Source organism: Thermogutta sp., from assembly GCF_039793925.1.
Taxonomy (GTDB): Bacteria; Planctomycetota; Planctomycetia; order Pirellulales; family Thermoguttaceae; genus Thermogutta.
In genome coordinates, this window is sequence record NZ_JBAMME010000302.1 from 1 (window position 1) to 22,974 (window position 22,974).

The 22,974-nt window shown below is 53.6% G+C and carries 19 protein-coding genes; 18 read left to right on the forward strand and 1 reads right to left on the reverse strand.

Features of this window, described 5'->3' with window-relative positions:
- Positions 1-116 precede the first annotated feature (116 nt).
- The 12 genes from ABJK56_RS16080 to ABJK56_RS16135 all read left to right on the forward strand — a co-directional run bounded on the left by ABJK56_RS16080 (position 117) and on the right by ABJK56_RS16135 (position 13,249).
- On the forward strand, positions 117-1,157 hold the full coding sequence (locus ABJK56_RS16080) for a hypothetical protein (RefSeq protein ID WP_347245692.1): 1,041 nt from the start codon (positions 117-119) through the stop codon (positions 1,155-1,157).
- Positions 1,126-1,788 carry a hypothetical protein gene (locus ABJK56_RS16085; RefSeq protein WP_347245693.1) on the forward strand — a complete coding sequence of 221 codons (663 nt, stop codon included), beginning with the start codon at positions 1,126-1,128 and terminating at the stop codon, positions 1,786-1,788. The genes ABJK56_RS16080 and ABJK56_RS16085 overlap by 32 nt, the downstream gene beginning before the upstream one ends.
- Before the next feature lie 4 nt (positions 1,789-1,792).
- Positions 1,793-2,980, forward strand: a complete 1,188-nt coding sequence (locus ABJK56_RS16090; RefSeq protein ID WP_347245694.1) for a hypothetical protein — start codon at positions 1,793-1,795, stop codon at positions 2,978-2,980.
- Between the two features lie 5 nt (positions 2,981-2,985).
- Positions 2,986-4,338: a hypothetical protein gene (locus ABJK56_RS16095; RefSeq protein WP_347245695.1), complete on the forward strand. Its 1,353-nt coding sequence runs from the start codon at positions 2,986-2,988 to the stop codon at positions 4,336-4,338.
- Positions 4,301-4,801, forward strand: coding sequence for a hypothetical protein (locus ABJK56_RS16100; protein WP_347245696.1), 501 nt, complete (start codon positions 4,301-4,303; stop codon positions 4,799-4,801). Before ABJK56_RS16095 ends, ABJK56_RS16100 begins: the two co-directional genes overlap by 38 nt.
- Positions 4,802-4,806: 5 nt before the next feature.
- On the forward strand, positions 4,807-8,169 hold the full coding sequence (locus ABJK56_RS16105; protein ID WP_347245697.1) for a DNA adenine methylase: 3,363 nt from the start codon (positions 4,807-4,809) through the stop codon (positions 8,167-8,169).
- Positions 8,170-8,180: 11 nt separating this feature from the next.
- Positions 8,181-8,804 (forward strand): hypothetical protein, encoded by a 624-nt coding sequence (locus ABJK56_RS16110; RefSeq protein ID WP_347245698.1) that lies wholly within the window; start codon positions 8,181-8,183, stop codon positions 8,802-8,804.
- Positions 8,805-8,815: 11 nt separating this feature from the next.
- A complete protein-coding gene (locus ABJK56_RS16115) occupies positions 8,816-10,084 on the forward strand; it encodes a hypothetical protein (RefSeq protein WP_347245699.1) in 1,269 nt (422 codons plus the stop codon).
- A 162-nt stretch (positions 10,085-10,246) separates the two neighbouring features.
- Entirely contained in the window at positions 10,247-10,573 is a 327-nt protein-coding gene (locus ABJK56_RS16120; RefSeq protein ID WP_347245700.1) for a hypothetical protein, read from the forward strand.
- Entirely contained in the window at positions 10,563-11,429 is an 867-nt protein-coding gene (locus tag ABJK56_RS16125) for a hypothetical protein (RefSeq protein WP_347245701.1), read from the forward strand. The genes ABJK56_RS16120 and ABJK56_RS16125 overlap by 11 nt, the downstream gene beginning before the upstream one ends.
- Positions 11,430-11,450: 21 nt before the next feature.
- Entirely contained in the window at positions 11,451-12,764 is a 1,314-nt protein-coding gene (locus ABJK56_RS16130) for a hypothetical protein (RefSeq protein ID WP_347245702.1), read from the forward strand.
- 14 nt (positions 12,765-12,778) lie between these two features.
- Positions 12,779-13,249 (forward strand): hypothetical protein, encoded by a 471-nt coding sequence (locus ABJK56_RS16135; RefSeq protein ID WP_347245703.1) that lies wholly within the window; start codon positions 12,779-12,781, stop codon positions 13,247-13,249.
- A 494-nt stretch (positions 13,250-13,743) separates the two neighbouring features.
- Here ABJK56_RS16135 and ABJK56_RS16140 read toward each other — a convergent pair whose 3' ends face one another.
- Complete coding sequence (locus tag ABJK56_RS16140) at positions 13,744-13,980, reverse strand: hypothetical protein (RefSeq protein ID WP_347245704.1); 237 nt, start codon at positions 13,978-13,980, stop codon at positions 13,744-13,746.
- A gap of 317 nt (positions 13,981-14,297) precedes the next feature.
- Here ABJK56_RS16140 and ABJK56_RS16145 point away from each other — a divergent pair, with 317 nt between their 5' ends.
- The 6 genes from ABJK56_RS16145 to ABJK56_RS16170 all read left to right on the forward strand — a co-directional run.
- The gene (locus ABJK56_RS16145) at positions 14,298-16,880 is read left to right on the forward strand and encodes a hypothetical protein (RefSeq protein WP_347245705.1); all 2,583 of its coding nucleotides are present in this window, start codon (positions 14,298-14,300) and stop codon (positions 16,878-16,880) included.
- Positions 16,881-17,243: a hypothetical protein gene (locus ABJK56_RS16150; RefSeq protein ID WP_347245706.1), complete on the forward strand. Its 363-nt coding sequence runs from the start codon at positions 16,881-16,883 to the stop codon at positions 17,241-17,243.
- Positions 17,240-20,086, forward strand: a complete 2,847-nt coding sequence (locus ABJK56_RS16155) for a sialidase family protein (protein ID WP_347245707.1) — start codon at positions 17,240-17,242, stop codon at positions 20,084-20,086. Before ABJK56_RS16150 ends, ABJK56_RS16155 begins: the two co-directional genes overlap by 4 nt.
- A gap of 4 nt (positions 20,087-20,090) precedes the next feature.
- On the forward strand, positions 20,091-21,014 hold the full coding sequence (locus ABJK56_RS16160; protein WP_347245708.1) for a hypothetical protein: 924 nt from the start codon (positions 20,091-20,093) through the stop codon (positions 21,012-21,014).
- A 14-nt stretch (positions 21,015-21,028) separates the two neighbouring features.
- A complete protein-coding gene (locus tag ABJK56_RS16165) occupies positions 21,029-22,738 on the forward strand; it encodes a hypothetical protein (RefSeq protein WP_347245709.1) in 1,710 nt (569 codons plus the stop codon).
- A 17-nt stretch (positions 22,739-22,755) separates the two neighbouring features.
- The coding region (locus tag ABJK56_RS16170) for a hypothetical protein (protein ID WP_347245710.1) at positions 22,756-22,974 on the forward strand (219 nt) is incomplete at its 3' end.

Sequence of the window (22,974 nt, forward strand, 5' to 3'; positions counted from 1 at the left end):
GCCCACCCTATTATACCAGTAGTCCGAGAAATGTCAAGTTGCACTTGACAATCATCCCATAGAAGTTATAATATAGAGTAAGGGGAGCGTGCAGCGCGCGTAGATTTAGGAGGAATATGGTGAACTTTTTACACAATGGAGATTTTGAGCGCGGGTGGGAGGGGGTACACCATCGGTGTATTGTCTTCCCAGTTGGTGGTGCACCGTATGAGCGAGAAGCGGGGGAGATGGCGTGTCCTGAGGGCTGGACAGCATGGTATCGCCACGGGCTCCCTGTGGAGCACGATCCACAGAATGGGGTGGGCTGGTCGGCGCCGGAAATACGGCCTTGCGGGCTGACTCCCGATCCGCGACGTGTTTGCACTGGGAATTGGGGGTGTGTGGTTTTCACCTTTTCCCGCATTCACGATGCTGGGCTTTTCCAGCAGGTGGCTGTAGCGCCGGGCACTCGTCTGCGTCTATCTGCCTGGGCACATGCTTGGAGCAATGTTTGGGGTTCTCCTCACGAGAGTGACCCTCGCTGGAGCGAGGGAAGTCACGTGGGCTACAACGCGTTCTTCGCCGAAGAGGGAACTCCAGGCCTGGACGACGCCGACCGCAACTTTACCTTTTGGGTCGGAATAGACCCTACAGGCGGCACGAATCCCTACGCGCCAACGGTGGTTTGGGGCAAGGGGGCGCACATCTACAATGCGTACTACCAGGTTCCGGCTGTAGAAACCACTGCGCTGGCGGATCGGGTGACTGTTTTCCTTCGCTCCCGTACTCTCTGGCCTTTTAAGCACAATGATGCATATTGGGACGATGTGCTGCTCCAGGAGGTCTCGTGGGGACTGCCGCGAGAGCAGTATGCTCGGGTTTACGTTTTGCTTCCGCCTTCAGCAGGGAGTGATTGGGTACGTGCGATTCTGGATAGTGGCGCTTGGGATCGCGAGCGATGGACGATAGGTGGTAGTGCTGATGATGCGGGCATCGGTGCACTCCTGAACAAGACTGTCATCGCGATCAACCCGGATTTGTGGCCGGGCAAATTGGAGGATTTCTTCCAGCGGTATTACCCAGGCACTCGCTTTATTGCGCTTACTGCTGCAACGCCGGAAGAGCTACGGCAGAAATTGAGGGTACATGGAATGGGAACAGCAGCGACACGAGACTGATGATGAATACGAGCTGTTTCAGCAGTATCTCGCGATGCTACCACATGAGCGCTCGCTGCCCGCGCTGGCGCGCTCTGTTGGCCTGGCTTACAGCCGTATTCTTGCAATTGCTACGCGCAACAGCTGGCAATCGCGAGCTGCAGCGTATGACCGTTCAATTCTGGACAGCGTAAAGGCATCCGTTGCGCGCGAGTGGCTGACTGCGTATGTTGGGCTTGTTGAAGCGATACGGCAGATCACGGCCCGGATCATAGAAGCAGCAGGAAAGGTTGCTGTTGAGTCACCTGTACAGTTGGAACGGCTTGCACGTGCTGTTTCCTTGTTGGCAGGCGTAGTGCCACAGTTCAATTTGGAGGCTCGGGAGCATCAGCAGGTTTCAATCCAGGCTGTTGTTGGGGTGTTGAATGAGATCGAGCGAATATGTCCGGGGATTATTATCTCCGGTGCAGTGGATAGCACAGAATTTCTACCTCAACGACCCGCGGGATCCGGTGACGGGGGAATTTTACCCCCCGGGCCCGATACGGCTTGCGCAGTACCAGCAGAGGTTACTGGCTCATGCGCTGGCGCGGAAGAACGGGCGGCTACGGTGGGGGACAATCGTCCTGTCAGCGCCGAAGAAAACGGGTAAAACATTGCTGGCCGCTGCTATTGCGGAATGGTATGCTTGTCATTATCCCCTCGCTGAGGTGTACTGCCTGGCGAATGACGGTACTCAGGCGCGTGACAGGGTGTTCGCCGCGATCCGGAACTCTATCAACTTGCACAAGCCGGAGGGGATAGAGTTTGAGGTTGTCCAAGACAAGATTGTAACTTCTATTGGCTCGGTGGTTGCTGCAGTTCCGTGCAACGCATCGGGTGCGGCTGGTGCAAACCCATCACTCACGGTATTTACGGAAGTCTGGGCATATACGACAAAACAGAAGTGGGGACTTTATTCTGAAATGACGCCACCACCAACGCGCGCTGATGCACTGCGGATCATTGAGTCATATGCGGGGTACTTGAGTGATAACACGCCTTTGCGCCAGCTATATACGCTGGCAGTGGAAGAGGGACGGCGGTATAATGGCCCTGGCGAGCTTCCTGATTTGCCGGTGTGGGTGAATGATGAGGCGCGGGTCTTTTACTTCTACGATACACTTCCGGAAGCTCGCAGGCTCCCGTGGCAAACAGATCAGTATTACGCAGAGCAACAGGCAACGTTGCCGCCGATGGAATTTCTTCGGATCCATGCCAACCAGTGGATTGGTGGATCGGCCAACACGATGCCAGTTGCATGGCTTGAGCGCTGCATTTCTGACTTCCGCCCGCCCGCCTATGCAATTACGGTGCTGGCGCTGGATGCAGGTATTACTCGATCTGCCTTTGCTGCTGCAGTTGTGGCGCACGGTGATGATGACCGGCTATACGTTCTTGATGTGCGCATCTGGGATCCGAAAGGTCACACGCTTGATCTTGTTGAGATTGAGGGACAGATCATGGAGCTTGTGGAGCAGTATGAGCCCGTTGAGGTGGCATACGATCCATTTCAGCTTCTGGAACCGATGCAGAGAATGATGCGAGAGCATAGTGTCTTTACAAATCCGTTCTCGCAGCACGGGCGCACGATGGCAGACTCGACATTGGTGCGCCTGTTTCAAACCGGCAGAATTGTTGTGCCACCATCGCTCGTGGAGGTTATCCGGCCCCACTATCTGAACACTGCTCTGGCGCACACAAAGACTGGTGTCAGGTTTGTGCCGGTGAGTTCCAGAAAGCAGATCGATGCGATGGTTGCACTGGCGATGGCAAGTTATAGGGCACTGAGTTACGTGGTATAACAGAGATGATAGAACCGAAAACAGAACTACCTGGCGATGAACAATATTCTGTAGCACGGGTACTGGCATCGATGGTACTGGGGGCTGCACAAAACGCGCCGCCACAGCCCGGGATAGAGCGAGACACATTCCTGATGCAGTTTGCGATGTCAGAGCCGATGCTTGCTGGTGCCATCTATGCGATGGTGACACAGATGGCAACAGCGCGTTTTCGTCTTGTTGGCAGCGAAGAGGATGTGGCAATTGCCGAACAGATTCTTGGGCAGTCGGCACTTGGCGCTGGATTTGCGAGCTTCATCTCGACTGTGATGTTTAGTGCGCTGGCAACCGATACAGGTGGGTGGTTTGAGATTGTCAGGCCGGCTATTGTAAGGAAAAGTGGAAAAAAGGCGATACGGAACAGTGATGGGTGGGCTGACGAGAGCGGGGAAGCGGTCGATCCAGAAAGCGTAGAAGTTATCTATCCATCATTGCCGATCACGCTGATTCCCCTTGACCCTCGAAGATGTATTCCGACGGGTGATCCGGGCGCGCCCCTGAGATACCTCGCGCGCGATGGCCGCGAGGTCATCTTGCAATGGCATCAGTGTGGCAGGATTGTCGATCTACCTTTGCCTGGATCTGTGTATGGTTGGTGTGCTGTAAGTCGTGTTCTCGCTGCAGTGCAACTGATGTCTGGGATACTGACTTGGCACAATGACAGGATTTCAGGCAATATGGCGCGAATGCTGGTCATTTCCAGCGCTTCGCCAAAGGCAATCGAGAAAGCGCTAAATGACGCTGCGAAGTCTGCGGTTTCGTCTGGCAACAGACTCTATGTCCCGCCAGTATTTGTACATCCAATGGACCCGTCAGCTACGCCGGCTGCAGAAGTAATCATGCTGGCTGATCTCCCGCCCGGGTTTAACTTCACTGATTTCTGGACAATCTACATCACAATTCTTGCTGCTGGTTTTGGTATGGATTATGGTACTCTTGCACCACTACCAGGATCACGTCTGGGAACAGCGACAGAGATGGAAGTACAAGCCAGGCTTGCTCAGTCGAAAGGGCCGGGGTACTTCTTGCGCCAGATTGCGCATATTATGAACACCCGCGGTATATTGCCGAAGGGAGTACGATTTGAATTTATCGCGACCAACTGGACGGAAGAAGAGCAGATCGCCAAAGCGAGGCTATTGCGCGCGCAGGAACGAGCTGTTCGTATTAAATCTGGCGAGATTGATGAGAGAACAGCAAGACAGATCGCCGCTGATGTTGGCGATCTGGAACCGATGTACCTAACACTGTACGGCGAGCGGGATTTGACTCCAAAGAAAAATGAAAGCGAAGAGCAAAGTAGAACAGATATTCACTGAAGCGGTTACTGAAGCTCTCTATACGGTTATGAGAGACAATGTTGCTCCTGTTGTGCTTGAACTTCTCCTTGCGCCGACTCACTACTGGAAACATAAGCCAGACATCAAGTGTGAAGTCAAAATTGGAAAGTATGAAGTTCACATCATTGCTAAGACGGAATCGAAGATTTACCAGTGGGTAAATAGGGGCGTAGAGCGACATAATGTCTATCCGCGCAAGCGGAAATTGTTGAGGTATAAAGCAACGTACATCCCATCCACAGAGCCTGATAGCCTGAGATCATTTCCGCCGGCATCTGGAAGGAAGGTTATATTTGCCCGCCGATCATTTCCGGGCATCCGGGCACGTATGTTCACCAAGGCTGCAGTAGAAGCGCTTCCACTGCCCAAACTGCTGAGAAATCTGAGGCGGGTAATGAAACCAATTCGTGTCGATCTAAAGGGCAAGTACGCTTATTGGTGAGGTGCATGATGGAAACTGCCCTAATTCCAGATTTCGTCACTGTTGTTGGTTCTGTTGCGGAACACGGGGATAAAGCGCCCCATGATGTTGACATTCTGATTCGCGCAGAACGTGGCGGGCCAGGTGATAAGTATGTGCTTTTGCAGCTGGAGTCGCTAATCCTTGCTGTTCGCGACACGGTGCGTGAACTAACGGGGACACAGGAGCTTGAACCTCATATTTTGTTTGGCGCGCAGGGCCCCCACGATGATTACCTGCGTGTCGGCGATCTGGTAATCAGATGGAGAGTGCCGGAGAGGGTAATGGTCAAAGCGGGAGGAAGCCAAGCTGGCGAAAGTCTGCCAGGAGATGGTATGATCGGTGGAGGAGATGCAGAACATGGTGATGCTATAAGAACCGTTGCTGCAGAACAGTGTCGGAGCGGATTTGCTGATGTATGCAAGGCGCGACAGTGGCCAAAGCCAGCAGTAAGATTTTATACTGAGCATGCTACCCCGAAGCAGCTGTGGGATGCATGGGGTGCTACGCGAGCACCATTTGCTGTTGAGCCGAAGTTAAATGGATTCCGATGCCAGGTCGAGAAACGCGGTCAGGATGTAAAGGTCTTTTTCGAGGATACGGAGACCGATCGGGCGAACATCCTCCAGCCATTGGTGGAACGGTTGCGGGAAGTTCCACATGATTTCGTGATTGATGGCGATATCGGTATTAGCGAAAATGGAAAACGGTGGCCGCGCCCGGCGCTCGCTGCTCTCCTCGGTAAAGAATTCGACTGGACAAACAGAGAGCCGGTACTGACTGCGTTTGATATCCTTGAACTGGATGGTGAAGACCTGCGCGATCTACCATTCGTGGCGCGGCGAGAGAAGCTTGTGAGTGCACTGGGAAAATACGAGCTGGTTATACCTCAAGCCATCGTTCACACCGAAAGAGAACTGGAGCGGGCATTTGCGGTGTTTTCCACCATGCCGCAGTCCGAAGGCATCGTGGCAAAGACACTTGATGCACCATACCCGAGCGGTCCAACGAACGAGTGGTCAAAGGTAAAAGTGCGACAGGAAGTTCGTGTGCGGGTTGCTGGTGTCAGGGTGCTTAAGAATGGGTTAAGAATTTACCTTGGCGAATGGGCGGATGGTGGAAAAACTGGCTGGTCAATGCCGACGAAAATTGAAGCAGGTGAGGGCGATGTTATCACAGTTGCCACGACTGAGCTTAATAAGGTATTGCAACGGGGAGCGCCGGGTGGGTGGTCGGTTACATGGACAAATGGCGTAGTGCAGGATAAGACCAACGATCCGCCATACACTCGCAAGCAGGCATTGATCATTGCAGCAAGGTACCTGGCAACTGCCAAAGCAAAGATACCTTTCTCTTTACCTGGGAGCAAGTGGCGAGCAGCCCCGAAACTGATTCCATATTTTCCGGAGCACAGAATTTATGTTGAGCCTTACGCTGGGACTGGGGCAGTGCTGCTCCGGAAGCCGCGTTCGCCCGTGGAATATCTGAATGATATTGATGAGCTGAAATTTCGCGCCCTTCGCTTCTACCAGCAGGGCACCAAGAGCGATTTTGAGGAATTTGTTGCTCGCGATTTCAGATTCAACACAGAGCGCGCGCACCAGATACGCAGAGGGGAGTTTCCTGTCCGGGCGGACATTGATGCTGCCTATGTTCTTGCTTACTCTGCGATTGCAATGGCAACTGGCGAGCCACACAGCTGTCCTTTAGCGCGCCAGCGAAGGGACAGTGCGATTACACTGGAAGATTGCCTGAGATGGCATAATCGCTTAGCTGGTGTCCGGCTGATGAATGAAGATGCACTGAAGATCATACGAGAACTGGATTCGCCGGACACATTCTTCTTTATTGATCCTCCATACCCGGACGCGGACAAGCGGCTATATGGTGAGCATGGTCCCAGTGAGGAGCACTTCCAACAGTTATTGGAGACCCTTCGCTTTATTAATGGGAAGTTCCTAATGACGATCTCTCTCGGTGCACTCAAGGGAAAACAGCTACCACCCGGCTGGCATGTCCGACGCATCAAGATGTTCCGCTCAGTGATCGGAGCAGTCTCCCATAGGTACGAGGCAATTGTCACCAATTACGATCCGGATACGGCTTTTGCCGCAAATCTTAAATACTACCGTAAAAACAAGAGGTATCCTTGGGAGGGGCAGGAACAGGAAGCAGAGAAAACGCGTGGTGAAGTAGGTGAGAGCTACTGGGAAAAATACTGGATGGTTTATCGTCTGGGCAGGGGGAAGTTTGTTGCCCAGCATCATTGGCGGGGATTGAGTAAAGATGAGGTCGATCTGCCAGAAGAAGAATTATTAAGGCGTGGTCACTCTGTACACCTGGACATTCGGTTCACGTCCCCGTTCAGAGGAAAGCTATGGGGTATCCATGTATTCTATGAGTCAGATCGGCCGGGATTGCCGATTGACCAACTTCAGGCATTAGAAGAAGGCGAGGCGATGAGGGGCGGACCGAAGCTAATCGAGCCAGCGGAATGGTTTGATATCGCGCGTAAGCGCAGATACATCGCCGAACCCGGTGAGTCTGGCTCAACTGCAAAAAAATACTCTGTTATCGTTGAAGTCGATCGTGGCGTATACGAAGCCGGAGTATGGAATCGCCATTACCAGGAAATTCGGCTGATGGGGAAGAGGCTCCGTGGCGATTTTGCTCTTCAGAGAGCAGAACCTGGGCTGTGGTTTGTGAAGCGGCTACGTGCACCTGTTGCTACAGTATCATCACCACCTGACGTCATCAGGCGGTTGCGCGAACGTGGGCACAAGCTCCTAATCTGGGCGAAGCCAGGGGAACAAGGGAAAAGAGTGATCATCAAACGCGCCTTGCCGGGCAAGGGTGTATTCAGAGCATTATCCAGGCTTCTTACTGGCACACGGGACTTGCAATTCCAGACCATTGGGTATAAAATAATAGGTGACTGGATTGTTGTGCCTTCCTCTAACTGTTTTGAGGATACTGACGGGGAGTTCGTTACGAGGAAGGCTATCCAGGAATATGTAAAGGGGAAACCGTCTGGTACGATTCGGATTTGGCATGTGCCGGGGACAGATTTTGCGGATGTGGTATTTGCATTCAGCACTCCGCACTATCTATTTCACGTGGCGCGTATCCGGAACGACCCATTTTCACAAAGAGTAAAGCAGTTTCTACTTTCTTACCCGAATGGGCACCCAACTATTGCCCCGTATGGATGGGGTACTTCAATGAGATTTGTTGGGGCACTGGAAGGAGGTACTGATTACCGCAGAATCTACCACATAGAGACCAGTATTCTTCCAGTACACAGGGCGGCAAACCCCTGGGTACCGAGAAAACGGCAAGTCAGAAAATAAGGAGGAAAAAGATGGACGACGAAGTTCGGACTGCGTTAGAAGAAATCGCTGGTGATCCGGAACTGGTAAGAGCAATACTGGAGTACGCCAGCATCGCAGAGGAGACTGCAGGGGACGTCAGTGCTGACGTGGCTCAGAAATCGGCGGGGCGATTTGCTGCCCAGCTGCGAACAGTTGCCGATGGGATTGAAAATCGCAGACTCGCCGATCGGCTCACCCGGCTGGCGGATGATGTCAAAGAGTCAGAGAAAAGCGAGTGGCCGGAGATGGCCGCCCGCGTACGCGCGATTGCCGAGAAGGTCAGCGACGAGAAACTGCGAGCGAAGTTAGAAGCAATCGCGGCAAAGATGGAAGAGGAGTCCCTCGGGCGGTATGGCTACGCGTACCCGGAGCCACAAAAAGCCGCGAGCAATGAGCTGGAAAAGCGGCTGGCGGAGGTGGAAAAGCAATACTCTGGCCTTGCAGGACTGGCGGAAGTGGTAAAGAGTATGCAGGAGGAATTGAGCGCTTTGCGTGCTACAGTGAACGAGCTGCGCGGCGCTGTCTCTATTCCTGTTCCTGCTGTTACTTCCGATCGGCCAGTCCGGTTGCCGCCTGCTGCTGTGCTGATGGAGCAGATAATTCGTCAACGGTAAGGAGGTGAAAGATGCCAGTACATGGTCAAGGAGGAGCTTTTGGCGGCCTTGTTGTGAACGAGGCCATTAATGCTCTGGCTGCGCCGACCGGGCTTGCCGCCCGTCTTCCCGCGCGGACTGTGCGAGAGACGCACCCACAGTTCGCGTATGTGACCGGACTGGGCGGGCTGACCGGGAACGAGCCGGCCGATCAATGTGGTGCATGCCAGCGGGCTGGCGGGATTAGGAGTTGCACTGCTATCTTGCCGTTCGGCCGGAAATGCGTTGCGTCGGAGTCCATGGATGCGTATACCCTGAACCGGCGGTACAACCAGGGCGAAATGGATATCACCCTGATTGGTGAGCTGGTCAGCGATGAGGTGCGCAGAGCAATGGAGTTGCGGCAGATTGATAGCCGTACACTGCTGGAGACTGGCATTGCACTCGGGATGTACGAGGTCGGACTCGAGTTGACCCGATGGCTTGTTTCCAAGCTTTGGGTTGGGGCGCCGTCGGGAACCGATAACGAGGGTTATGCCGAATTTGTCGGGCTTGACAACCAGATCATCACCGGGCGCCGGGATGCGCTGGCAAACACCCTATGTCCAGACCTTGACTCTCTGGTGTATGCGCTGGATTCACAGTATGATACAACTGATAGTGGCGGTTCTGTTCTTGTCCGCGCAATGACGCGGATGTACTCCGTGCTCACCCAGCGGGCAGAACGGTTCGGTCTTCGTCCTGTGACCTGGGTGATTGTCACATCGCCAGAGATGCGCTACTTATTGCTTGATATGTGGGCGGCTGCCTATACCACAGCAATCGGGTACAAGCTGCCCACAGCGCCGAGCAATTACATCGTTGACCTCTCCGCCTCTTCAGCGAATCGCGACCGCGTGATGGCCGAAGGCAAAATCAATATCCTCGGCGCGCCGGTGGAAGTGATCGCTGACGAGGGTATCCCAGTGATAGAAGATAGTGGTGTGTACTACTCTTCTATCTACTTTGTCCCACTGACGTATGCTGGGCGCCGTCCCGCAACATACCTTCAGTTCTTCGACTACACGCTCTCTGAACAGCTGCCGTATCAGTTTACTTTCACGGATGGAGGGCGGGTCCAGTGGTGGGTTACTGCTAATGGCCCGTGCTTTACCCTGAGCGGGGCGATTAAGGCACGGGTTGTCCTGGAAGTCCCGCATCTTGCTGGTAAAATCACTGGTGTGCAGTTCACTCCGGATACCGCGCTGCCTTTCCCGTCTGGCCTGGGTAGCGGTTCTGGTGTTGGCAGCCGGATTCCGTAATCGGGCGCAGGACAGTTATGGGGGGGCGGGCTGGCCCCGCCCCCCCATAAACAGACTTGAAAAAAGGGTACTCCTTTCGGGTTATCTGCCTTCAGGAGTTAAATACTACTTCTGGGTAATTCGCGTATGGGATGCCCATCTTGCACGAATACGAGGAAAAAGATGGAGGAGAAAACTGTTCGTCTGGAGTATATCGGCCGATGCCAGATGGTCTTCGCCTGCACGAGTGGCCGTCGGTATGGGTTTACGCCTGGTTATACCAGGGCCGTATTTGAATCGGATGCCGGTGAGCTCCTTGCACGGATAGGCGAAGACGGAAGGCCGATGTTTCGTATTGCCAGTGTGGATAAGCGAGGTGGCGATGGTGATGATGCCGGTGTCCAGGGAGCTGATAGCGGCAGTGGCAGCGATGCTGCGGGTGAACCCATGGGCACTGTTCGGGCTGGTTCGCCGCGGCGACGCCGACGCAGTGTGGGCAGTGAACTCTGATCAGTGGGCTCGCTGGCAAGACTGGCTGGATGCTGTAACGGTAAGTATCAGTAAGTTCGTGGAGGCCTTTGGTGCATCGCCAGTACCCATCTGGCAGCGGCTGCGAATTACTTCTGCTGGCTGGAAGTACGGGCAAGAGAGTGTGTTTGTCTTGCCCCGCGACACATTGCGCGCTGGTTATTTATGCACCCAGGTTATCGGCAACGCTCCTGTTGTCTATACTGACATAGATAACGATGGCGAGATTGATATAGCAACCATTAGCAAGGATGCGGTGCTGAGACTGGAAAAGAGCGCTGGACCGCCACTCGCTGGTGCGGTTGTGTGGCATCTCTTTGCTATACCAGAAGAAGAGCGGGTAGACGGGACCAGCGGCCTTGCTTCTGGCTCGATCATATCCGCTGCCGCGCAAACAGATTACGCTTACCCACCTCCACTGTTCCTCTCACCGGTCGCAGAGAGTGAGGCGACTGGACCGATTATACCGACGCCGGACGTGTTCGTTCCAGAGGTAACCGTCTTTCGGGCACAATTTGTGCCTGTTTCTGATAGTAGGTATGTCCGTCCGCAAGCCTGTACCTTCCCGCCAGAATGTTGGTCTGGCGAACCCAATCGGATGGAATATGATGTTGAGAGGGGATACGCGACGAGCGCCACAATGAGTGCTCTTGCAAAATGTGCCGCCGCAGAGCTGGCGGTGAATGTGTGTGCACGAAGTGTAGCCCGGACGATTATTGAGCGCTTGCGGACTGATCTTGTGATTGATAATACTGTCCGGATACTGCCGTGGCCTGTTCTGGGAACACGGCTTGGCCATTATGAAGCTGCGATGGAATTTCACCAATTCCTGTATTAGAAAGCAGAAAAAGGAGGCAAGATGGACCGGTATTTCTCCAAAGGTGAAGCATCAATCTTTGTGCAGATCGATCCTGATTCCGCGTACGAGCTGTTGACATGCGCCAGCGCCGGGAATATCGTTATCCCGGAAGGGGATGTCACGGTTGTCCGCGTTCCCGATCCGGTGTTTCCTGGCCGGTGGCGGCGTGTTGCACTGGTGCAGGCAGAAGGGGATGCCCCAACGGTGACGATCACCCGGCCACTGAGCAAAATCCGGGATGTGCTGTCGCAGTGTCCGTTCTCGATCCGGCTGAACTTTGCATGCTCCGGGGAGCGGACGGTAACGAACTACGACTCCGCAATTGTGCTGCATGGCGCGCGGGTTACGAGTCGTACCTTCAATGAACCTGCACCACTTACACCATCCGCAGAAACCATTACAGTTGACCTTGAAATTTCTGCAGCGTTTGCAATGATGTGGGACCGCCTGGTGCGGCAGAGCCGCACCGGCATCACCAGTACCACACCGGTCGTGGGGGTTTTCGCGCTTCCTGCAGAGTGTGCGGGCAGATGTTCTGCTGGACGCGACACAATGTCCGTCCTCTATGCTGTGAACGGGACCGAAAATCTCCACCACTCGGATGATGGCGGTCTGAACTGGAACAGCGTCAGCGTTGCCACCGATGCCGAACTGAAAGCAGTTACAGCAACAGAGGATAGAGTGATTGTGGGAGGGTCATTGGATACGGATGGCATCATCGCGTATTCCGACGACCTTGTGACCTGGACGGTTGTTTCGCTACCCGGTGCACCAGTCAATGCAATTGCGCGAGATGATGCTGGCAGGTATTACGCTGCCACTGGCAGCGGTATCTACCTGAGCACAAATCGTGGGACTACATGGTCAAGAGTTGCAATTACAGCTAACCCACTGAATGACATCGTGTCGGACGGGTCGACGGTTTATGCTGTTGGCAATGTCGGTACGTTTGCGTATGGGAGAGGGACCGAATGGTCCGTTCTCGCCAGTGGTATCTCTGGTAACTTTGCCACCTGTGATGTCAACGAGGGAGGTCGCGTTGTCTGCATCACTTCCACTGGCGGTGTGTATCGCTACTACAACGGTGTATTCTCAGATGCTGGCAGTGTAGGTGGGGCAGTCAACAAAATGAGGTTCGCGCTCGGGACCATCGGGATTGCTGTTGGCACTGCGACATATATCACCGAAGACGGTGGAGTGTCCTGGCGCCGGTTTGATTCTGTGGCCGCCAACTCAGTCTTCTCATCGGTTTCTGGCTACCAACCCCGGTGGATGATTGGCGGTGCTAACGGCAGCATCTCTATTATCCTGTAACTTGAGGGGGCAAGGTGAACAAACTGACAATGACCACACAGCAGGGTGTGGTTATTACCCTGCGCCGCGTGCCGGCGTACGCGATGGCAAATGTTGGCTCGGAAATCCGTCTGCCCAAGGAACCACTTGTCGAGGTGAAAACTGTTGCTGGCATTGAGCGGGTTCCTGCACTCCAAGGTTCGCCGGAGCGTCTGCAGTATGAGAGAGAGTTGGAAGATGCGCTGGCCGCGCAAGAGAGGGCGCGGTTGTGCTTTGCTGTAAACTATGGGGTGGTAGAGTGGAAAGATGGTCGTGTTACACGAACGCAGCCACCCGATGACTGGGAACTGGACCCGCTGCTTGGCAACATCAGCACTGGAAACAGACGAGTTGACTATATCTTATTCGAGCTGCTGACCGCGCCGGATGATCTGACGACTGCCATTAAGATGATTACAGGCGAGGTATCAGAGGAGGAGATAAAAGCATCCGAGCGCTTATTTTGAAGTCGTCTATCAGGGACAAAACATTCGGAATATTGATGTCCCATCACCCGTCAGGGTGAACAAGGAGTACGAGGAAGCACGAGCAGCATTTGAGTGGGGAGTACCGCTGAATAAGTGGTACTTCATACCATCTGCTGCTCGTGCTATGATGATTGCATTCCTGCGGGTGCGAGATAGATTACATGCAGTTGAGCTGATGGAAAGCGAGCAACGAAGGTAGAAGACAATGGCAGACATTGATCGCCTGCTTGCCGAAATCACGGTGCGCGTCAGGCCAAAGGTGGAGGAAGGAGAGTTTGTCCGCGAAATGGGCAGACTCTCAAAAAAGCTCCAGGTACGGGCGCGAGTATGGGTTGATCCTGCCCCGATGACCAAAGCAAGGCGAGAGCTGGAAACGCTCCGCCAATGGCTTGCGCAATCTATCACTGTTCGCCCAATTGTAGATACCTCTGAAGTTGCCTCCAGGATTGCCTCAATATCTGGGCAGATTATTCCTATAAGGATTGTCCCGACAATTGCTCCAGTTGTAACACGACAGGTTGAGCGTGTTCTTGCTGGGATACGAGCACCAATTGTTCCGCCACCACCAACCACACCCCGGTTCGCACTCCCATACGTGCCGCCAGCCAGGTTGCCAGCCCTTCCGTACATTCCGGAGGAGCAGCCAGGGCGGCCTTCTGCTGCCGCGGCTGCTGCCACGCGCTCCGCGATTGATGCAGCGCTTGAGGCAATGGAGGCCACACTCAGCGAGAGAGTACCGTCTATCCTGCTTGAGTATGCAGCGTCACTCGTGGATACTGGAAAGTTAACTGTCCAGCAGGCTGCAGATGCGTTGCGGATTGGTTTTACTCGCTCTGCTGCTGTCCTGAGGGAACTTGGAAATGAGGCGGTAGGTGCGAGTGCACGATTTGGTTCGCTCAACAATGCATTGAGAACAATTGGGGAGGTGGCGAGAGGGGAGATCGCTGGGCCGACAATCCGGCAACTCAGGAATACAAGCAATGAATTCCGAGCGCTTGTGGCTGCTGCAGCAGTAGCATCCAGAGAGATGTCCAGCGTTGGCGCGGCTGCAGCGACTACCTATATGCCGCTTCGCCAGTTACAAACGCTGATTCGCCAGGGGCTTGCCGCCGAGGGTTTGCAGGCTGCTGGTGCGAATGTATCTCTGGCAGCACGGTTTGTCCAGTCTGGACTCATCAGTCTTGATGATGCAATCCGTGCCCTCGCGCTCGGGGTGCAGTACCCAAACAAGGTAATGAAGGAAATGGGAGTCACTGCAAAAACTGCCGCACAGTCCCTCCGGGAGATGGTAAAGCAGATCGTTGGAGTTGGAACAACGGCAGGCGGTGCAGTGCCTCCGAGCATTGTCCCGCCCGGTGGTGCGTTGCTGGGTGGTCTTCCAGAGCCAGGCAGAGTGCTTGCGCTCAGTGAGGCACTAAATACCACGCGGAAGAGCACGGCCGGGTTAATGCAATCATTGCTTTCCCTTCGCTGGCAGATTTTCACGGTGATGTTCTTTTTCTACATGCTCAGCAATGCTGCCAGCAGCGCCTGGTCGCGCCTCCAGGGTGGCGCGCGGATCATTGACCAGGTACGCACCGGGCTTGCACTACTGTCCGCTATCGGTATTAAAAACGCCATTGAGCTGGGCAGGCAGATCCAAGAAGCATCAGGGTATACGATGTCGTTCGCAGAAATTATTGGCGTGATGGCCAGGTCTGCGATCCGTGGTGTTTCTGCCGAGGTCGTCAAGCTTGTGCCACAGCTGATGCGTTACGCACAGCTTCTATCAATCATCACTGGTGGCGCTGAGACCAGCGAGCAGGTTCTGACCAAGATGTTAGAAGCAATCCAACGCGGTCAGGTGAGGTTGGCTGTCACTGTTGGCGCAACATCTGGCTCAATGACAAACATATTGGAGATTTTCAAGCGTACCGCGGACGAAGCAAAAAATGCAGAGGGGCCAGTGGGCGAATTGACGCGGATGCTGCTTGATACCGGTATCATGGCTGCAAAAGGCGCAGAATCCCTGACACCATGGCAGAAGCAGTTGCTTGTCGCATGGCAGATTGTTCAGTTGGCCGAGCAGGCCGTTGGGGGAATGGGGGATGAATTTGACGCGACTTCGAGAAAGATCAACACATTTAGCAGAGCGCTGGAAGAAGTCGGCAAGGCAATCTGGACAAGCATCACCAATGCATTTGCTCCCATTTCGCAAGAGCTTGGCAGGTTTATATATGCGATTGCGGGGGCGTTTGTTGTCTGGAAAGAGCTGTTCGGCGCGATGCTGGACTACATGGCCACAGGAGGGGCCGAGGAGCATCTACGGCGCATTGATGCCGTAGTGCAAGAGTACCAGCAAACAGTCCGCGAAGTATCTACGTCTACGATTCCAACGCTTAAAGATGCTTACATTGGGCTGGCCAGATTTGGCCAACTCAAAGTCTTCGCCACCCAGGCGCAGGATGGCGAGAAGATGGTAGAAGTCAACAAAAGCGCGCTGGATTCACTGATGAAAATTCTTGGTATGACAACGAACCTCACTGAGGCAGAGGAGGAGAGAAGCAGGGGAATCGCGGAACAGAGTGAACTCATGATCCAATCCCTGAAGTCGTATATGGACTATCTGCTTGAGGTCGAGCGTGAGGAGCAAGACATCGCGCGGCGAAGAGCACGCGATTGGGAAGACCTGGAAATTGAACGCAGGAGAAAAATTGAGGACATAGAACGATCCTTTGCCAAAGAGCGAGAGCAGGCCCAGCGGCAATATGATGATCGCCGTCAGGAAGCACAGAGGGACCTGGCGCGGAGGCTTGCCCAGATTGAACGCGACCTGGCAAACAAGCTGCGGGATATATGGCGGGACTACAATGACAAGCTATTTGAGGCCACCGCAGAGCGCAATGCAATTATGGCATTGATGGCACAACGCGAGAGGGACAGGAGGATCCAAGAGGCATATGAATGGGCAGCAGATGCGCGCCAGACTGCTTACGAGCAATATCAGGATACGGTTGAAAATGAGCGCAGGCAGCTGGAAGATCGCCTGAGGCAGATTGCTGATAACAGGGCGCAGGAATACGAAGAGCTACGCATCTGGTACGAACGGCGCAGACAGGACATGCTGCTGGCATACGCGCGCGAGGATGAGGACGCGCGAATCGCCCGGGAGCGGCGGATGGCAGATCTGATGCGCCAGTATCAGTGGGAGCTTGTTCAACACAGGGTAAAGAACGATCAACTGTTAACCCAAGAACAGCGCTATCTGCAACTGGCGCTGGCGCTTCGGAATATGTATGAGCAACTGATTGGCAAGCCAATTGTCATCCCGGTGTATCTGCAACACTATTCTCTCCCGTCGTTGCCGCGCGAGCCGGTTACTGGACAGAGACCCCGAGCACGAATGGCAGGTGGGGTGGATATAGTCACACGCCCAACTTTATTCCTGGCACATCCTGGTGAAGCAGTAGCAACTGTGCCGATGTACAGGGCATCTCCGCTTCCGGTTTCCGTTGATGGTACTGTTCGCCACTCGGTCCGAGCGATGGTAGATGCACGCGTTGCCGGGATGGAGGGAAGAATTGCGAATGCGGTAATGTTAGCGCTTGCCAATGTGTTCAGGAGGGCATAGATGCTTGTCATCGTGGGCGAAAGAGAGGAGCTGGATTTTCCACAGCCAGACTCCATCAATTGGCATCCACCCGAAGTCATTGTTCGCTCACTCAATGACGAGCCGGTTCTGGGTGCCACCTGGCGCTGCTCACTGGGATATGAACAGGTATCCGTTACTGTGCATAGGCGCTGGTCCGCGCTGATTGGTCAAGCGATTGGGCTCGTCATCCCAACCCCTTTCAGTGATTGCCCGGATTTGGTACAAGGGTATGTAGAGTCGGTCGAGAGCAGGATTGGCTTTAGTGGGCATGCTGAGTTGGGTGTAGATGTGATGATTAGCGGCATTGTACTCGCATCAGGCACGGTAGAGGCGCAGGGATGAAAAGAGACTACATGCAGTTACAGCTCTTTATCTGGCCAAGATGGAGCTGGCCCCCGGTGATAGACCCAATCGCGTTTGTCGGGCAAGTAGCGGGAAATCACGGCCGTTCGGCTCGCGTGATTAACGTTACATCCCCCTCGACGCGCTGGCCGGGGTTCGGGGAAATTGCATACGTAGGTACTGAGGCAGGGTTATACGACATTGGCATCATTCGGGTCATCAGTTCTTCCAGCACTGAGGGGAAAATAACCGTATGCGAAAATGAGATTGAGTGGCGCGACGGATTATACATCTATGCCCCGTGGTTATTCGCGCCAACCGTTAGGCTGCAGCGGATTGTAGAGGCTGGGGGAAACCCTGTCGTCTATAAGGACTATGACATTGCGTTTGATGCTTCCAAGTACCTGCCGCCCAAGGCGAATCTATCGGGGCCTGTCGTGTGCGGTGAAGACTGGGTCGAGTTCAGTCTGGGTGGCATCCCAATGCAAAGCGGGACATCCATTGCCAGTTTGTCACTGACCTGCCCGGGAGCAGAAATTCAGGAAGTTAGCAGTGGCGTATACCGCGCGAAATTCCAGCCAGGTTTCTGGTATATTACCGGCATAGTCACAGATAGTGTCGGACAGATTGGGGTGATACACAGGCCAGTGTTCGCGCTTATGCAACCTGATAGTGATAGGGTTGCGATTAGCGAGCTGCGAGGGGAGGTGAACAATGGCTGGGAAGCCAGGTTTGCTTTTCCATATGCAGAGGGTGAGATTCTGCCATATTCGCTGATTGTCCTCACAGGCCTTGCCCGTCCTTTTGTTGGATGGGTTATAAATGCTGAGTACTCATACGAAAGCCGTGTTCGTACCGCGGAGGTTCGCGCACTTTCTGCTACTGCCTGGCTTGAACAGCTGCGGTGCCTCGGTATCCATATTGAAGATACAGCATCCCCTTCTTCCTGGTACCACATCGGGGGGCTCAATATTCGGAGGGCGATCCATCATCTTCTGGACTGGCACTCCACATTCAATCTCCTGTCGCCGGTCATATATTCTCCGGACTGTGACCGTGCAATCAAGATTCAGCAGTTCCAGGATTCGAACATCGGCCAGGAACTGACAAAGTTGATGAATGACGCCTCACTGGTATTCGCAGAGCAGATGGATGGGACTGTCATCATATTCCGCCCGCCGATATGGAACTGGAACAGAAGCGAAACTGCTGTTCCGGTGAACTCCGGGCCGGTACGTCATTCGCCAGGACAGCAGCTGGGATTACTCCGCTGTGGTGGGTTTGCGTATGGTACACCACTGCTCTCTCGTTATCCCGGTGATACCCCTACGGATAGAGGGCAGAAGAGGGAAGAAGAGGGTTTAATCGTGGCCGACCAAAATGATCTGAACCAGCAGTGTGGGCTCAGATGGTCACAAGAGGCAGCGGGGGAAATCTATGCGACTCTGGCAGAACCTGGGGATAATCTGGATTTCGGTAACTATTGGGTTGACTTCGGCACTGACAGCCTCGGCAGCATTGTTGGCTGGGTTCGCACGAAGGCACTTCGTTCTGTCGGTGGTACTGTAGTCACTGAGGTGACCGCAGCAGCCAGAAATGCAAAGGTATTGGGCGAAACAATGACGGTGCCATCTGCCCCGCCAGTGGCTCCGCCGGAGTGGCCAATCCCGGAACCCCCCGCTCCTCCACCATTTGCTCCCTCTGGCCTGGCATTGGTCCGTACACCACAGTACATCTTTCGCACATTTAATGTCTATTCGAATTTCCCGCGTTGGGAAATTGTATTTGATCTGGCTGATTATGAGACAAATAGTGAAAGCAGAAAAATTGTGGATTTTCGCTACATAGAACGTGGAGGAAGTGTAGCGGTTGCAGTCATATCCAGGAAGGGGCTGTACATAACAAGCGATGTCTCTGCGACGCCTGTTGTATGGACACAAGTGCTCAACGAAGAGCGTTTGAAGACAATTACCCAGGCGGATTTGAGTGTTGAATGCCGATGGCTGATCACATTTGTGCAAAGTGGGAATTACCTTGGAATTTTCGTAAATACGTACAACTCGGATTATACCAACTGGTTAGGGTATTTATATACTACAGACTGGTTTGGTTCCTGGAACTATCGCGGGATCTGGGCTGTTGGTGTTTATACGCGTTACCCATGGGGGGTCTTCAATACGGGTGGTACGGATGAAATAGGGGTATATGCATCGACGGGCATCTACGGGTCGGCGATGAGATTCTACCGTTCGTTGGATGGTGGAAATACCTGGGCATATATTGCGTCTCTCAATGTGCTTCCAGTGTCACTGATGAAGGTAGCTAAGCCCTGGCAGTGGGGGAAAAGCGGTGTACGGCTCTATGCCGCAGTGAAAACCTATCGCAGCGTGGGATGGCGCGCGTCGCGTTCACTGGATAACGGCGTGTCCTTTACGGATACGATCCCTGATCCCAATGTCGAATCTCTTGGTCAGAATCTGGAGGTATGGACATACGATCCATACCTGGTATACGCTGCACTGTATCGGCGAAGTACCGAGCAGGTAGATTGGTACCGAACGCAGGACGGCGGGAATACCTGGGTTTTTATTTCCACTATCCCGATCGCGCTGACACCAGCTCTCGAAGTTACAGTGCATGGTAACCCGGCAAATAAAAATGAATGGACTGTCTGTTCACGGGGAACAGCAATCTCTGGAAACATGCTGGTCCAGACATTAGATGGCGGCCAGTCCTGGGATTCACTGATGGGTGACTGGTATACGGTTCATCCGGCTGGGAATTGGGATGGCGAGGACTACCTGATCATTCCGCCATTTAGAGTTGTATCAAGAAGGGAATAAAAAGATGAACCAGGAATATGTTTCGGCGCTACTTGGGAAGAAGTTGCGTCGTGGTGATGGCGAATCTATTCCTGGAGTTATCACGGGTGTTGTATCGCGCAACCAGGCGGTGGTGCGAACGTTAGACCGCGGCGAGGTTATTGCTGTTAACACCAGGCTACCAAATCGCGTCGGGCTTCCTGTTTACATCCAATATCAGAATGGGGTCTGGCAGGTAACTGGCATCGACCATATTGCGATGCCAGATCCGGGGCAGTTCCATTATGTCCCATCCCATGCTGAAGCGCACCAGTTCAATCACCCATACGGCGGCGATGATACACTCTGGCTACCGAAGCAACAATATACCCCATTTCTGGTTGCCCCAACGCAGCCTCCCAGTCTGTTTGTGAGAATATTCCCCGGAATGTACTACGATGATACCGGGACTCTGCAGGGGATTTACGATGCACGACTGTTAGATTTGTCGCCATATTATGGTGGAAACTCGTTGCTTGCTTTGATTGCGCTGGATGTCACCACTGGAGAGTATGTTGTACGTACAGGCGCGGCACAGCCTGCGGTCCAGCCGACAGAAGTCCCGTTGGCATTTGTCCGCTTACGACCAGGCGCTGTCAAGATTCACTGGGATGACATCCTGGACGCGCGAGACATACCACCTTCATTGTATGCCGCGACATCCGGTATTGTGCATTCACTCATCGCGATACGGAGATTTACCAGCGACGGCAGGGTCATAACGTACAGAGCTGATACCGATGGTCTTGCTTCAGCGCTTGCAGAATCGTCCAGTGGTGATAGAATTATCGTACCGACAGGTACATATAGTGGTTCGTTCACGATTCCCACTGGAGTGTTCGTTGATTTCCAGTGGTCAGTCATTGGTTCGTTGACTGTTATGGGGGTAGCGGCAAATTATACTGGTTAAGCAGGAGCGATAAGATGGGCAAAATCAGCATCGGCAACGCTGTACTTGCAAAGGGCGGCGACAAACTGGCGCTGGATGATATTCCATTTCGGAGCGATCTTTTTGTTGACGGTCAGTTTCTGCGGTATTATAGCGGGGAAATTGTGACTGCTCCGGCCGGTGGTGGGGGAGGTGGCGGAAGTGTGCCAACGCTCCCTTATCGCATCGTCAATGGGGAAATTATCCAATACGACACGATTCAGGAAGCAATTAATGCCTGTGTCGCAGATGATGTGGTCTATATCCCACCGGGTAATTACGAGGAAAACTTCACTGTTGGCGCTGCAACCCCGATCACACTGATTGCAAAAGTTCCGTATCGCACAAGACTTGGGGGCACAATCGAGACCACGGTACCCTGCCGCATCATTGGTTTCTGGATATCTGGCCAAGTTACGGTTACTGGCAGTAATTGCATTTTCGATCTTTGCGAATTCGCATACCTGGATGGCCCGAACCTCGTTGCAACAGACAACCGGGTATGGGTAAATTTTGGCTTGGTTCCCAGGGCCCAGCTTGTAAATGGCACTTTATACGCTAAAAGCTCGTACATCGTCAAGATAGAAGGAACTGGTACAGCATACCTATACAACTCGTATATTGCCTTACCGCCCGAGGGCGTCGAGCTGCATCATTCTGGCGGGAGTCCCTCCAATTTTCCTGATACACCAAACTACCATTACTACAACATCCCCTGGGCGCCACCAGTACCATCGTATGTCGTTTACCGCGACGGAAAATGGAAGCCAGAACCTCTCCCTACTGGATGGACATGGCCCATAAACCCGTACCGGATTGTTGGTGGCACCATTGCTGAGTATTCAACCATTCAGGAAGCAATTGACGCCAGCTCCGATGGCGATGTCATCTATGTGCCCCCTGGTACATACGACGGGTTCGAGTACTCCGACAAGAAGCTATCAATTGTATCAACTGTGCCGTATGGTGCGACGATCACTGGATCTGTCCTTGTGAGGGGATTCGAGGCATCCTGCGTGTTCTCGGGCCTTATATTTGCGCCTGGGGCTTCGGTAGAGGTCCGATCTGACTTAGCGGAATTCGTACACTGCAGGATAGGAGAGTTGGAATTAGACTTATTAGGTTACCAGGGAGGCAGTCTAATAGACTGTAGTGTAGACCAGTTATATGCCCGGTGCGATTTCATCGCGCATTCGTGCGTCATCGAGAATCTGAGCATCTCCCCAGGTTGTTATGCGTACCTATACGAGACGTATCTCAAGAACCGACCAGTTGGTGTTAGCGGTGCAACCATCGTGCATTCAGGCGGCAGCGAAGAGGACTTTGAAGACCACCCGAATTACGAGTTTAAGGGTATACCCTGGAAACCAGCCGAGCCTTCAATCTTGATCTGTAAGGACGGTAGATGGGGTGTGAGGCTCTTTCGGCACGCCGAGGGACATCAGGAGGGTGGTGACGATGAGCTGAACGTTAATGGTCTGCATGGCCGGCTTGCTGACTATCAGAGCGCGGATCAGATTGGACGATTCCCTGTAGACCTGAACTCCACCCCGCTTGCTGGCTATGTCCTGACCTGGGACGGCTCAAAAATTGTCTGGGCAGCATGCAGCGGTGGCGGGGGACAGAACTTCCTCACTCAGTGCGACAAGCCAATGGAAACAGGTGGCATTTTCCCAACGATTGCTGCCAGCAGCGTGCCAAAATAATCTGAGAGGTGCCAAAAATGGCCGTATACCAGCTTGACGCAACGAATCGCAGTACGTTGTTTGACAGCTTTATCGCCGCGCTCCAGTCCGCGGGCGTATATGGGCAGACACTCCAAAGAACATCATCCGATCTCTTCTTCACGCTGGCGGCAAGCAGATCGGTATTCTATTATCGGCTAAACTACAACAGTGACACCGAAAAGAGGCCATCTTTGTACTACGGTACCGGATATAGC